This is a genomic window from Cupriavidus necator A5-1, assembly GCF_000744095.1.
GTDB lineage: Bacteria > Pseudomonadota > Gammaproteobacteria > Burkholderiales > Burkholderiaceae > Cupriavidus > Cupriavidus necator_A.
Genome location: NZ_JQLI01000008.1, coordinates 2,672,226 through 2,686,140 on the forward strand (window position 1 = coordinate 2,672,226; position 13,915 = coordinate 2,686,140).

The window sequence follows — 13,915 nt, forward strand, 5'->3', positions numbered from 1 at the left end:
CGGGCGGCGCATCCGCGAATCGTCCTTCGTGACGCGGTGGGCGACAAATTGCTAGCGTCGAGGACGGTACGCTTTCGCACAACCTGTAGCAGCAGGCCAGGGCGTAGTCCACGCGCCCTCCCCGCTGCGGCGGGGCCGAGACCTTGCCCGCTTCACCGGGTACTGATCGCTATACCGGGGGCCGTCCCACTCCAACAGCAGTGCCAGCATGAAACGATAGGCACTGCCTGTGCAACAGCCCGAAGCATGCAGCCTGCATTGATGGTCCTTGGCCCCTTATTGGCTCCTTATTAGCCAAACTCTTTGATATCCCCTTTGTGTTCGTCATCAGCTGCACCGTCGCCCTTCTCGCCGGCATTGCTCTGGGGTTGGCCTTGCGTGCTGAGGACGTGCGGTGTTTCGTCGCGCAGGTTATCCCGCGAAAGCGTCCAGGATCCCGCGTGTAATCTGACTTTGCGACTACTGCAGCAATGAGCCTGCAAGAAGGCTAACACGGGGTCAAGTCGGCGCCAGCGCCGTATCGCCCCGCGCACGGTCGCGAGCGTATATTGCCTGCCTTCAATCGCAAAATTGATCACCCAGGAGCCGCTGTGATCATAATGAATATCTGTGTCATACGGGCACCGAAGACAGCGCACCAGGCGATCGAGCTCAGTAACAGTTATCAACTCAATCCTAGGTAACTCGACCACGGATTTGGATGTTGGTGGAGATGTCATTGTGGCGTGAAGGTCGGTATCCTTAATGCGCTTCCCGTTTCAAACCGTGCCGCGAGCGTCCCCGCCGCTGCGAGACACATTTGAGATGGGAGAATTGACCGATCCAAAACGGATCCGTATTTTATTTTCATTAATGTCCTCCACTCTGACTTCTTTCTACCCAGGAGCAGGTGCTTAACGATACCTGACCCGCCGCGAAGGTTTCATGAAACGTTTTCATATTCAATTGAAACGCATTCAAATAGCTCGTCATGATGCAATCAGGAATCGAGTCATGGCCATAATGCGATACAGCAAAGAAACTTACAATACATAAGTTTTGTCACACAAAGCTCCTGACGACATATGCTTTCCCGAGTTATGCACTGCATTTCTTCGCCATGACAAGCAAAATAGCGAAATGGAATGCATAATAAAATCTCAAATCACAAAATCACAAATACACAAACCCAACCAATTGAATTAAGTCAATTGAATTATTAAATGTACATTGCAAAACCCAGGCGACCTTATCTATCGTTGTCTTGCAGCGCTTTTGCTGCCAACCAACCTTGGAGTTCTCATGAAGAAGATTGCTTTCGAGCCGATGCTCTCCTATCAATCGAATGACGCCTACAACAACATCTTCTCCGCTCCCTTGGCCCGACGCGTGATCTGACGGCACTCCGCCCCGGCAGGGCGTCAAGCCCGAGCCGGGGCGCATACCTGTTTATTCCGGGAGGCTTGCTTGACACCGTCCATCTTTCTCCGCGTCATCGATGGCAGACTGATCCTGTGGAACTACGCCACGCACGATCAATATGAGATCGATATCCCTCACCTTGAGCGAATCATTCAGCTGTCGAACGGATCGATAGTCGGCAGCAGCGCCGTTGACAAGACCATTGCAGCTTCCGGCTGCCTGGACCACACCGACCCTCCGGCTTGGGGATGGGATTGTCTTTCCAGGATTTTCCACATCGGAACGCAGATAGGCCTGCGCCCGGGAGAAGCCATGCCGGAAGGCGATGCCTACCGTGGCTACATCGAGTACTGCGCATCCATCGTGCACAAGATTCCCGAGCTCAAGGTGGAACGCCCTGGCAAGGTGGTTGCCCTTCCGCTCCCGGATCTTTCGGCGCTGGGCGATACCACCTTGCGACAGGCGCTGCATGAGCGCCAGACTTGCCGCTCATTCGATGCCGAAGCGCTTCCGCTTGGCGAAGTCTCAACCGCCCTCTGGGCAACGTTCGGCACGGTGCATGGCGAGACGCGGGAGGACCTCGAAGCGCAAGGATTGATGCCGATCGGATACCGGCGTACCTCCCCATCCGGAGGCTGCCTTCACCCGAGCGAAGCCTACCTTGTCGCCATGCGGGTCTCCGATCTTACGCCAGGCATCTATCATTATCGCTCCCATCGACACGAGCTGTCCGTCGTCCAGCAAGGCTTCGCGCCGGACGAGCTCGGGTCGCTGCTTTGTGCACAGACCTTTGCCAATGACCTGTCGTATGGCGTTTTCGTGACATGCCGGTTCGACAAGATGTGGTGGAAGTATCCCCATTCCCGCGCCTATCGTGTCGCACTGCTCGATATTGGCTGCCTGACGCAGACGTTCCAGCTTGTCTGCGCTGCCCGCGGCATTCAATCGTGGCCGACGGGTTACTTCATGGATCACGAAATCAACGAACGGCTCGGCGTCGAAACCGACAGAGAATCCGTCATGTTCTTCCTTGGGGCTGGGAAAGGAAATGGCGACGTCGCCCGGGAAGCGCTCAGCGTGCTGCGGGAACGCGCGGATAAGGAGTCGTAATGCGCCTGCTCGCCATGAAGCCTGGTCACGATGGCAGTCTGGCGTATGTTGCGGACGGTCGTCTCGAGTTCTCCTTCGAAGCCGAAAAAGACTCCGGCATGCGATACGCCCCGATCGGTGCCACGGACTTCCTCGATGCCATGCGACACACGCCAGAGATGCCGGACGTGCTGGTGACCAGCGGCTGGTCCACCGGCGCCGATCCCACGGGGCGCGCCATCGGGGCAGGATATCTGGGTCTTGAGCCTCCGCTTGTGTCGGAACGCACGTGCTTCGGGCGGCCGGTCAGATGGGTCAGCTCGTCGCACGAGCGTTCCCATTTGATGGGTGCATACGCGCTGTCTCCTTTTCCGCAAGGCGAACCGTGCTACGCACTGATCTGGGAAGGACATATCGGTGCGTTCTACTCGATCGACACGTCGCTCGGCATAGAACGCCTTGCTCACATCATGGTCGGTCCGGGTATCCGCTACGCGTTTGCCTACGGTCTGGTCGATCCAACATTCTCACTCGCACGCGGGCAGATTCGCCTGAGCGATGCAGGCAAGCTGATGGCGCTCGCGGCATTCTCGCCGCCAACAACCCCGTCGCGCAGCGAAGCCGTCTTGTTGGACGAGATATTCGCCAGGCCACTGGCCGTACCTCACCTGCACAAGTCCGATTTCCGGCATCTCGATGTCTACAATTGCGGGCTGGACTCGGGGCAGGCAGGGCGGGTGGCAAGCCTGATATCCGACAGGATTTTTCACACGTTCCTCCAGGCCGTGGCGCCACTGGTGCGGGAGAAGCGTCCCTTGCTGATTGGGGGCGGGTGCGGACTGAACTGCGAATGGAATCGCCGCTGGCTGGATTCCGGGCTGTTCTCCGATGTTTTCATCCCTCCATGTGCCAATGACGTCGGTTCCGCACTCGGCTCGGCAGCCGATGCGCAATGGCATCTTACGGGGAACGCAAAGCTTGACTGGAACGTCTATTGCGGCCAGGCGTTTGTGGATGACGTGGGATACGCGATGGCGCGGCAGCTGGGGCCGTTCACGAGGATGCCTGGCGGAACGGAAGCCATCGCGGATGCACTGCGGCGTGGCAACGTACTGGGATGGGTTGCCGGCCGTGCCGAGATGGGGCCCCGAGCGTTGGGAAACCGCTCCATTCTCGCTGCGCCGTTCGACAAGACGATGCTCGACCGGCTGAATACGATCAAGCGACGAGAATCCTTCCGGCCAATCGCCCCCGTCTCTCTGGAGGGAGAGATCTCGACCCACTTTGATTTGGAGCGCCCGAGTCCGTACATGCTCTATTTCTGCAAGGTGAAATCCCGCGATCGGCTGCGGGCCGTTACCCACGTCGACGGGTCATCCCGGGTCCAGTCCGTAAATGCCGTACAGAATCCGCTGCTGTATCGACTGCTTTACGAGTTCAAGGCGCTGACGCATTTCGGGGTGCTATGCAACACGTCGCTGAACTTCAACGGTACTGGCTTCATCAATCGGACATCCGATCTTGTACGCTACGCAGAGAACTCGGGGCTGGATGGCTTCGCGATCGACGGCGTGCTGTTCAGTCGGGATTGGCGCAGGGCCACAAACACTATGACCATATGACCAACCTGCGATCGGTGCCGGGATACCGCACACTTGCTGCCGCCCGCGTGCTGAGTTCAACCATCCTCTGGGTGGACTTCACACTGGTATTCTCGCTGCTTGGGTACTACTGGCACGCCGATGCGGCCACCATCGGCGTGGCTTCCGCCTTGTACGGCCTGCCAGGACTAGTTCTCGGACCGTTCTTTGGCGCGCTCGCGGATCGAGTCAATCCCGTCGTCATGCTTGTCGTCAGTTACCTGGCGCGCGCTCTCACTTCCCTTCTGCTGCTCTTCGCCTCTGACATTCACGTCTTTGTTCTGCTGGTCTTCCTCAAAGGCCTGGCCAACCTTGGCGCCATGCCCGCCGAGCAGGTCATTGTCCGGACGATGCTGTCGAAAGAACAATTTGTTTCCAACGCCAGCATCATGACCACCATCGATCAGTTGACCAAGATATGTGCTCCGCTGGCAGGAGCTATCATGGCAAGCCTGCATCATCCGATGGCCGGATTCGGCCTGTCTGCGACATTGGGGCTGGCCGGCATCCTGTGCGTGTACCCACTGCGAAAGCATGTCGAGATATCGAAGCGCGAAGAAGGCGGCAAGCAGGCACGCCGCCACCTCCATGCACTGTACTTGCTTGCGCGCGACAACGCGGTATTCAGGCGGGCTTTTGTCGCTGCCGTCTCCCAGACGGCAATTCTTGGCTTGTATGACCCCTTGCTGGCGCTTTTCCTGAGAGAGAAAGGCATGCCCGCAGCCACCTTCGGCATGATCGTCAGTAGTACCGCGGCCGGCGCCATTCTTGGCGCCCTGATCTTCAAGCGAGTACACGGGGGAGGCCGGCATTGCACAGCAACCATCGGCCTGGCGGGTTTTGGGTTGACTGTGGCGATCCCGGGATTGCTGACATGGGCGGCTATCAGCATGCCGCTCTGGCTGCTGCTGGCATTCTGGGTGGCAAACGGCTGCTTCTACGGTCTCACGGCCATGGGCTTCGGAGTCGCCATGCAGCAACAATGCCAGCTCGAGTCCATCGGCACTGTCAGCGCCACTGCCAGAAGCGTACAGCTCGCGGCCCTGGTACTGGGGCCGCTTGCAGGCGCGGCGCTGGCCAAACTGCTGGGAATTTCCCTCGTCTTCGTCCTAAGCGGCACGATCGCCATCGTGATCGGAGGTGTTCTTGGACGGACACCGCGAGCCGGGATGCAGCCGCCACTCCTGAGGCCGCCGGTCGAACGAAAACGTCCATGAAGCCGCATGCAGCCGGGTCATGCCGCAGCCGCGGCACGAATTCCGCAAGAATGGGGACTCCACTTCGCGCGGTTCTTTAGGGTTTTATTCCACAATATGGACTGACTATCGTGAAATCAAACACATCACCCAGCGCCGTGCTGGCTCCAACGCGATGGGCGTCACGCTGTGCCCGGCCTGCGAGTCAACGCGCATTACTTTGGGCGCCTGCGCGGTCGGCGCCACGACTATTCATCAAGAGTACATATGCGAAGCATGCCAGCATGCGTTCTCCGGACTGTTTGCGCTCGTAGATTTCTACGACGATTTTCCCCGTGACGATCGCACACCGCCACAGGGGGTGCGCTAAGTCAGTGGCGCAAGTCGTCGTTCGATTTCAGAAATGTTCGTCCAAGGTTTCGCGACTTGCCGCAAAGCCTTGGTGTCGACATCAGCGATGCGTCCCCGCCTACCCTGGCGGGACCACGCTCAACGGATTTGCCCTGCAATGACGGAGGGGGAAGCTAGCGACATCGCCTCTGCCCCCGCCCGAACGTCAGCGTTCCTAACAGCGTCCCCGAAGTCTAGGTTCGTCAGTCCCTCAATTTCTTGGACAGTTGACAAGAACTCTGACGCTCGCGCGAGCTCATCGAGGTCTTCAAACGCCTCCGCTGCCGCCGCCTCAGGCATCCCCTTGGTGAGCTTCTCAAACACAGGGCGCTGATCCGCACAAAGCGCAATTGACTTCAGCGTCTTGCCTTCCGCCCAGACAACTACCTTCCAGAATTTCATCGGAACCCGCACCCCAAATCGATACTCTGGGTCTCTGTCGTCGTCAAATATGGGGCCGGCGAAAACACAGACACGTTTCCGCGTCGTGAACGCATTGCGCAGGACGTACGTCTCGACGGTCCGCCAACGTAGGTCTCCCTTTGTTCCAGGCGCATTTACCGGGCTGCCTTGGTTGAAGAAGCCAAGCTGTGGCGCGGCGTTTGTGTAGAAGAACGTGTCGCTTTCCGCCGCGACAGCTGCTTCCTCCGTACCCCAAGCCGGGTCACCCCGAAGCGTGATATGCCCTTTCTGAAACATGCGAGCAGTGCGAGCCAGCATAGCGCGAGTGTGGGCCTTCTTTTCCGCCGGCGAAGCATCCTTTGGAAGCGGAGGCGGCTTCGGAAAGCCTGGGACGACCTGATCCTCGTAAAACTCCCTCGTCATTTGCTCGCTTTCAGGTACGCGTGGGTCGGGACTGAAAGCGTCCGTCGCTTCCGCTCCCAAGTCGTGGAGAGTAGGATCAAGATTGACGGTCTTATTGTCACGGTTCACAGCGACCAGGCGGCGCCCATCGATATTGCAGGCAGCGAATGCTGCGAGCCGGCGCTCCGCATTCATGACGATGGAGAAGTGGTGGTACTGCAGCTCATGGGGATCATCGACGCCCTCATGCGGCATGCGGTTTTCGGCAAGTCGATAGCCAACGTTAGTGTAGTCAGGCAGAGGGACGACAAATCCCGGGATGAATCCGGGCTCGAAGCCGCCACGGTCGCTGAAATTCGGCACCTCGACGGTACGCTTCTCCGGCCCTCGCACAAGCGTCTTCGGGCTTGAAGTGTCGGCTTTGGGAGGCGCGGGAATTGTCCGCGGCGGCTCCAGCAGCGGAGCTCTGACGCTGATTTCGATGGGGAAAGTCCAAGTGATAGTGCCATCCGCATGGGTCACTGAGCCTCCAGAACGAGTCGACGTTGGACTACCTGGTGCATTGATCGCTGCCCGGCTCTCAGGCAAAGCGGGCGCAGTTTCGGTAGGGCTCGCATCCCATAACGCCAGCGCATCCGCTATGGCTTGACCGCTTGAATCGGCCAATACCGGTGCTCTGTTGCGCAAATTTCTAACAATCGCGCTGATGCGGATACCTTCATTCACTTCCTTGCGAAGTGGCTTCCCATCGCTTCCCTTGATTTCCGTGAACGGTTCCCCCCAATGATGCAGTGCGATGGGTTCCCAGCTGTTGTTCATGACCGGGGACCCCGACGACCCTTGCTCGGTATCGGCAAGGTAATGAAGGACTTCCTCTGTCTCGTCACGGGAAACCAGGTTGTTCTCGCGTACGACAATTTGCTTGAGGTCGCCATTCGGATGCTGAATGATGTTTGCAAGCTCCCCTAGCATGTGCTTGTCCTTCGCATCGGAAAGCGGCAGATGGCCGAACTCTGCGAGCGACTTCGCACCCGATAAGCGCGCACCGACGGCGATGAGGGTGAAGTCCAAGCCTTCGATGGGATCGCTTACGAAGCAGGTGGCGGGGTCAAACGTAAAGGAAGTAACCGGACGCTCTGTGCCGTCATCGGCAGCCTCATAGTCGAACTGCACCATCAGCGCCTCACTTTGCTCCGGACTGCTGATAACGTGATGGTTGGTAAGGAAGAGGCCAGGCGCCACGAGGAATCCGCTGCCTTGCGCCCGTCCACTTCGATATGCAACGCGACCCACTGCGCTGGCAGCAGTGCGCCCCCGTGTCAAAAACTCGACCCCGACTATGTCGATGGTCGGCCCTTGCAACGCTTCCGCACCATCAATAGCATCCCCCACCCCGTCGATGAGCTTTGCGGTGGTGGCAATCATCGTCGCCATTGCTTTAGCATCGCGCGGCGACAGTCGGGTCTTCCTTGCTATTCGCGCCGCCCTTCGCGTGTCGGAGGGCTCCGCCCCGAGAGGATTTCCGGCTTCGATTTGGACTATAGAATTCTCGATTTCCTGCGACTGCTTTGCGATTCTGGCCCTAACAATGATCCGCAGCCTTGCTTCGGTATCCCGATCCATGTTTCCCCTCCGCAAGTTGTTGTTCGTTGGTACCGGGCGCAGGTGAGACCGAGACGTCCCGGAACTCAATTTATAGCCGCGAATATTGAAGGTTGTGCGACAGAGGCTGATGACGCGTTAGAGGGCGGGCTTTGACTGGTCAACCTCCCATGGGATTGCGAGGAGAGTGGGCAGCCAGGAGTCCGGCCGCCCTGGCTGCCCTCTCGCTTCTAACATCGAGCATTTCCCAGCCGCGCGCTCGAGTGTCCGTAGGCTTCGCAGGACGTGCAAAAATATGCGCCGTTGCGGCTTCTCGCCCCTCGCCTTCGTCTAGCTCCATGTCCGCGAGACGATTTTCCGGATAACTGCTGACGTGGAGGACATGGGCAATCTCGCCGCGCGGCCGTGCGATGGGCAAGGGTTGGCTCCCGACCGGCCGCAGTGCTCGCTGCTTTGCCGCCTCGACCATGGCGCGCAGCTCGGGGCGAATCTGCCATGCCCGACCTTTGCTTCCTGCGCGACCACCTAGCAAGGTGGCCTTCATATTGAATATGAGCAAGTGCAAATGGCCATCATGCAGATTTGATCGTCGCGCTCCCACTTCCGCCGGAAAACGACTCGGCGATCTCGTCGGCTTGGCCAGCGGACACCTTCACGAATGCATCCAAGCCGATGTCCCTGCTGGCAAATCGCCGTGCGTGTTCTTCATCGCGCTCCCCTGAGCTTAAAGCCTTCCAGCCCAAATAGGACGACGGCGCACAGGGCAAAAATCGAGGTCTGACTGAGCACGTGGCCAGCCCCGGAAACAAGGAACCTGATCGCTATGGATCGTGTGGTTCACTGGAGTTCGGCCCTTGATCTTGACGAACGCTCGCACTTGCAAGCGAAAACGACCCAAGTCGCCAGCTCGCGCTGCCCCGCAACGGATACCTGAGTTCCTGCGGCCAGTGTTGCTTTATGGCCTGCATCACAAAGTCTGATTGGACGGACTTGCGCCTGCGCAACGAGCATATGTCCGCAAGCTCTGCAGTTTTCCCAGCAAACGGAGCAACAATCCAAGTCGACAAACCAGGTGGCGGAAGGGCTGCGGCGCTCGATCTCAGCCAAGGTACTTGCGGTGACGGCTCGCATTTGACTGGTGCCATTCGTCCTCCGCCGCAGGGTAACCGAATGCCAACGGACGATTGATTGACAACGCTGACACAACCACAAGGAGGAAGACATGTCGAGGAAGACAGTGCGCAAACGGACGATGTTGTCCCTGTCCACATCTTGCGCGATGGCTGCCATCGGAACGCCCGTCGCAGCACAATCGTCGGTCACGCTGTACGGCATCGTTGACACCAACATCGAGTTCAGCAACCACAATGCGGCCGACGGGAAGAGCGCCGCCTCGGGACTGAAGAATGCCTGGCGCATGCAGTCCGGTGGCATGAATTCGTCCCGCTGGGGCATTCGGGGCACAGAAGACATGGGCGGTGGCCTCAAAGCCTTCTTTACATTGGAAAGCGGCTTCGAATCCGACACTGGCAGCATTGACGGTCGACTGTTCAGCCGCCTCGCTTTCGTGGGAGTCGGGAGTCTGAGCAGGACCCCAGACCATCCACTCGTTGCGCTCCACTCCGCGCACGGCAATCTCCTCGCGCAGCAATGCGCAGCCGTTTCCCGCACGCACATAGGCGTCGATTCCGCCGGTCTCCTCGATCTGGAGAACCACCCGTGGAGACAGGCCCTGCTTGTCGAAGAGCGCGCGCAGCAACTGATGGATATGCGACATCGGCAGACCGTCGATCCACGGCAATTCCGCTAGCGCGAGCCATCCGCCTCGCTGCATCGCGGCGGACATTCGCAACGGCACCGCGACACGATAGGTCACAGAACGCAATACGTGCCATTGAAGATCGCGCGGCGGATTCACGCCGATAAAGTAGCCTGCCGCAAGCGCTCCGGCCCGGACAAGATCCGTGAGTTGCAGCGAAGAGCAGGGCCGCGTGCGCAGCTCCACAAGCGGCAAGGACTCCTGCACGCCGAAAGCCATCTCCCCCAGCCGGAGGAAATCGGCTTGCTCGCTGGGCACGCCAAATTCGATCCGCCCGCTCAGTTCGCCCTGCAGCCGCCTGGCTGTGGAACTTAGGTCCACGCCGGCCGCGAGAAGGGCCTCTGCCTTGGGAAGCAGCAGCTCCCCGGCGCGCGTGAGCGAGAACCGGCCGAGCGCGAAGCGCGGCTCCTGCGCCAGCACCGGTAGGATTTCGACCAGCAATTGCACCCGGTCGGTGTAGCGCTTATCCCAGGTGCTCATCCAAGTCTCCAGGCAAGGTGATCTGATAGGTCGGATGCAGGCGTCCCCCGGGCACCAGCGCGCGCTTGCCCCGGCCCAGATCGACACCTTGGAGCGGCACATGCGACAGCCACGCATGCCGATGGCGTTCGGCCAGGGCCAGGAACGGACGCTTGGCCTTGATACTGCGGCAATGGCGCAGCAGCATGCCGACCCGTTGCGGCCGCAGCGTGGTCATCGCCTGCAGCAAGGCATCGGCCTCGTAGACCGACGCTGCATCCGTCACGCCATCGCACAGCTCGAGCATGGCCCGTTCCGGCGTGGAACAAACCAGCGCGTCCGTCCCGGATTTGGCCGCTTGCCATGCCAGTCCCTGATCGAGCAACGCCTTCTCCGTCATTTCGGGCGTGAAGCGCAACGCAGGCAGGTCGAATGGCCCCTTGCCTTGAAATTCGAAGCGCTCGTTCAACGGCAGCTTGCTCACCCATCCTGGAAGCCGGTCTGGCCCATAGAGCGTGATCGTGCCGGCTTCGCCCAGGCGCAGGTAGTGCTCGTGCCCCTCCAAGGCGAGCGCAAAGCGCCCGCCAACGTGCAGCGACAGCACCTCGCCGACCTGACCACGCCCTCCCATTGCAGGCGCCCGCCCTTCCTCATATAGATGCCACGCGCCGGCGACACTAACCAGCCACTGGCCACGTAGCGTGCGACGAGGCTGTTGGAATAGCCCTGCGCCCGCAGCCACCGGCTGGAAACCAGGGTGGTGTCGCCAAGTTGGGTCAGAAGGCGGTTTAGCTTTCCAGCATTTTGATCACTCATAGTGCTCAAAATGCACCTTCTATAAACCTCCGCCAACCTTCCGTGGTTTAAAGAACTGAAAAATAGATCACTCAGAGTGTTCTTTTTGCCACGATTATGAACCACCGGTAGATGATCAGCGGCAAGCCCGGATATCAGAGCCATAGGAACCACCCTCACAGCGCCGCGCTCAGCGCCGGAACCGAAACGTTCTCGGGCATCAGCGTCGGCACGTGGGTCCGTCCATCGATCCAGGCGTCGACCATGTCGGCCCACTCCTGCAGCATGTGGCGCCGCTGGTCTGCGTACTCGGCCTTGTTGTAGACCGAGCGCGAGGAACGTCCCTCCTCGTGCGCCAGCCACTTTTCGATCCAGTCGCGGTTGAAGCCCACTTCGTTGAGCAGCGTCGAACCGGTACGGCGCAGGTCGTGGACGGTGAACGGCTCCAGCGGCAGGCCTGCGGCCTTCGCGCGCTCGGCCACAATCTGCGTGACCCGGTTCAAAGTCGCCTTCGACATGCAGCGGTCGGCGTCGTAGCGCGACGGCAAGACGAACTTGGAGCCGGCTGCGCAGGTGTGCAGCGCCACGAAGATGTCCAGCGCCTGGCGCGACAGATAGACTACGTGCGCATTGCGCCCCTTCATCCGCTGCTTCGGAATCGTCCAAGTCGCACTCTCGAAGTCCACCTCATTCCAGGTCGCCTCGATCAGTTCGCTCTTGCGCACCAGCGTCAGCAAGATCAGACGCAAGGCTCGGCGGATCGTCGGATATGTGGCAACGGACTCCAGTTGGTGGAATGCCAACCGGATTTCCAGCGGCGACAAGGCTCGATCCTTCGGCACGAAGCTCGCAATCGAGGCAGCGCCCACGTCGTCGGCCGGGTTGTCCACCTTCTCACCATGCAGAATGGCGAAGACATAGACCTGTTTCACGATGTCGCGAACGTGCACCGCCGTGGCGGGCGCGCCGCGGTTCTTCACCGTGTTGCACAAGGCGCGAAGGTCATCGGCGGCGATCTCGTTGAGCAGCCGGTTCCTGAATGCAGGCAGGATATCCCGATCGACGATGCTCTTTCGCATCGCCCGCGTGCTATCGGCCATCCTGGCATCGGCGAGCCACCGGGCAGTCATGTCGCCGAAGTTCTTGGCAGCGGTCAGTCGCCGCTTCTCGCGCTGCTTCTCATGCGCCGGAGACTTGCCTTGGGCGACAGCCTTCTTGGCATCAAACAGCTTTTCGCGGGGCAGGGCCAGCGAGATACCGGCCGGCCTATAGCGGCCGATGGTCAGCGTCTCCCGACGGCCGTTGAGACGGTAATCGTAGCGGAAGGTGACGGTACCGGTCGGCGATACCGTCACGTACATGCCATCGCGCTCAAAAGCCTTATAAGTCTTGGACTTAGGCTTGAGGTTGCGCAGTGCGGTGTCGGTAAGCATCGAGGTTTTTCCTCCTGTTCGTGACGGCTTTTACCGTCAGGGGTCAGGAGACCTGCTGATGCCCGAAAAGCCGCAGAAACTCAGCTTACGGAGGAGATTTTTACCGTCAAAGACCGATTTGGTCTGGATAGTAAACGGGAGGGTCTTACTCACCAGTCCGTAAATAAAGCGACAAAAATTGGAACCTCGTGACGACCGTTTAGTCTCATTCAACATGAAACGAGATGGCCGTACACTGGATCGCGCGACGCAAGAGGAATTCCGCCGACTTGCCTTGCGCCGGGTTCGCGAAGGCGAGAAACCATCGGTGGTGGTGAAGTCGCTGGGCATGAACCGAACGTCAATCTACCGTTGGCTCAAGGCGGCCTCGGGCCCGGGCAAAGGCGCGCGGGCGCTGGCATCGCGTCCAGCGACAGGCCGGCCACGCAAGCTCACGCGAGCGCAACAGGCGCAGGTCTTTCGGTGGATCAACGGGCGGGATCCTCGGCAATACGGTCTGGACTTCGGGCTGTGGACACGACAGATTGTGGCCACGCTCATCGATGAGAAATTTGATGTGAAGATGGGTGTCACAGCGGTGGGCAGGCTGCTGGCGGGACTGGGCTTGAGCCCGCAAAAGCCATTGCAGCGGGCGTACCAACGAGATCCGCAGGCCGTCGAACGCTGGCAGCGTGAATCATTTCCGGGCATTGCGGCTGCGGCCAAGCAAAGCGGTGCGGACATCTACTTCTGGGACGAATCAGGATTTCGAGCCGACGCGGTGCATGGCAAGACCTGGGCGGTCAAAGGCGAGACACCGGTGATTGAGCGCCCCGGGCAGCGCCAATCGATTTCCGCCGCGTCCGCGGTGAACGCCAAAGGTGCCTTCTGGTTTGCGATCTACAAAGGGGCCTTGACCGCGGAGCTATTCATCGAATTGCTCAAGAAGATGATGAAGGGCCGCAACCGCCCAGTGCATCTGATCGTTGATGGACTGCCAGCACACAAGAAGGCCAATGTGCGCGAGTACATCGAATCGACCAAGGGAAAGCTCACGATGCATGTGCTGCCGGGATACGCGCCCGACCTGAATCCCGACGAGTTCGTGTGGAGTCATCTCAAGCGAACTGGTGTGGCGCGCAATCCGTTGCGAGCGGGCGAGAAACTGGAAATCCGCGTTGAGCAGCACCTGCACGAGGTGAAGAAGAACCGCCGGCTTGTGCGCTCATTCTTCGACGCCCCATCTGTCGCCTATATTTCGGACTGCTGAGTAATCCGGCCTCAGAGTTCTACCGCCACTTCTACCGC

The 13,915-nt window shown here is 59.6% G+C and carries 7 protein-coding genes and 3 pseudogenes; 6 read left to right on the forward strand and 4 right to left on the reverse strand.

From position 1 onward, the window contains the following. The first annotated feature begins 1,446 nt into the window (after positions 1-1,446). From K307_RS36325 to K307_RS48250, 4 genes are read left to right on the forward strand one after another with little or no spacing between them, the layout of a single operon-like run. Positions 1,447-2,511 (forward strand): SagB family peptide dehydrogenase, encoded by a 1,065-nt coding sequence (locus K307_RS36325; RefSeq protein WP_042885916.1) that lies wholly within the window; start codon positions 1,447-1,449, stop codon positions 2,509-2,511. Next, a complete protein-coding gene (locus K307_RS36330; RefSeq protein WP_042885919.1) occupies positions 2,511-4,112 on the forward strand; it encodes a carbamoyltransferase C-terminal domain-containing protein in 1,602 nt (533 codons plus the stop codon). Before K307_RS36325 ends, K307_RS36330 begins: the two co-directional genes overlap by 1 nt. Further along, the gene (locus K307_RS36335) at positions 4,109-5,347 is read left to right on the forward strand and encodes an MFS transporter (protein ID WP_042885920.1); all 1,239 of its coding nucleotides are present in this window, start codon (positions 4,109-4,111) and stop codon (positions 5,345-5,347) included. Before K307_RS36330 ends, K307_RS36335 begins: the two co-directional genes overlap by 4 nt. Before the next feature lie 19 nt (positions 5,348-5,366). After that, positions 5,367-5,696, forward strand: a complete 330-nt coding sequence (locus K307_RS48250; protein WP_155301331.1) for a hypothetical protein — start codon at positions 5,367-5,369, stop codon at positions 5,694-5,696. A gap of 119 nt (positions 5,697-5,815) precedes the next feature. On the opposite strand, the gene K307_RS36340 is transcribed toward K307_RS48250, so the two are convergent. Then, entirely contained in the window at positions 5,816-8,143 is a 2,328-nt protein-coding gene (locus K307_RS36340) for a DNA/RNA non-specific endonuclease (RefSeq protein ID WP_042885921.1), read from the reverse strand. A gap of 1,258 nt (positions 8,144-9,401) precedes the next feature. On the opposite strand from K307_RS36340, the pseudogene K307_RS50080 reads away from it, so the two are divergent. Continuing rightward, positions 9,402-9,641: pseudogene (locus tag K307_RS50080) on the forward strand (porin); the annotation flags it as partial. Between the two features lie 93 nt (positions 9,642-9,734). Here K307_RS50080 and K307_RS50085 read toward each other — a convergent pair. The 3 genes and pseudogenes from K307_RS50085 to K307_RS36355 form a co-directional block, all read right to left on the reverse strand. Next, positions 9,735-10,523: pseudogene (locus K307_RS50085) on the reverse strand (LysR substrate-binding domain-containing protein); the annotation flags it as partial. Beyond that, positions 10,405-11,216: pseudogene (locus K307_RS36350) on the reverse strand (type IV toxin-antitoxin system AbiEi family antitoxin domain-containing protein). The pseudogenes K307_RS50085 and K307_RS36350, both read right to left, overlap by 119 nt. Before the next feature lie 155 nt (positions 11,217-11,371). Continuing rightward, the gene (locus tag K307_RS36355) at positions 11,372-12,628 is read right to left on the reverse strand and encodes a tyrosine-type recombinase/integrase (RefSeq protein ID WP_042885923.1); all 1,257 of its coding nucleotides are present in this window, start codon (positions 12,626-12,628) and stop codon (positions 11,372-11,374) included. 214 nt (positions 12,629-12,842) lie between these two features. Between K307_RS36355 and K307_RS36360 the strand changes: the two genes are divergently transcribed. Beyond that, the gene (locus K307_RS36360; protein ID WP_042876773.1) at positions 12,843-13,877 is read left to right on the forward strand and encodes an IS630 family transposase; all 1,035 of its coding nucleotides are present in this window, start codon (positions 12,843-12,845) and stop codon (positions 13,875-13,877) included. The last annotated feature ends 38 nt before the right edge of the window (positions 13,878-13,915 follow it).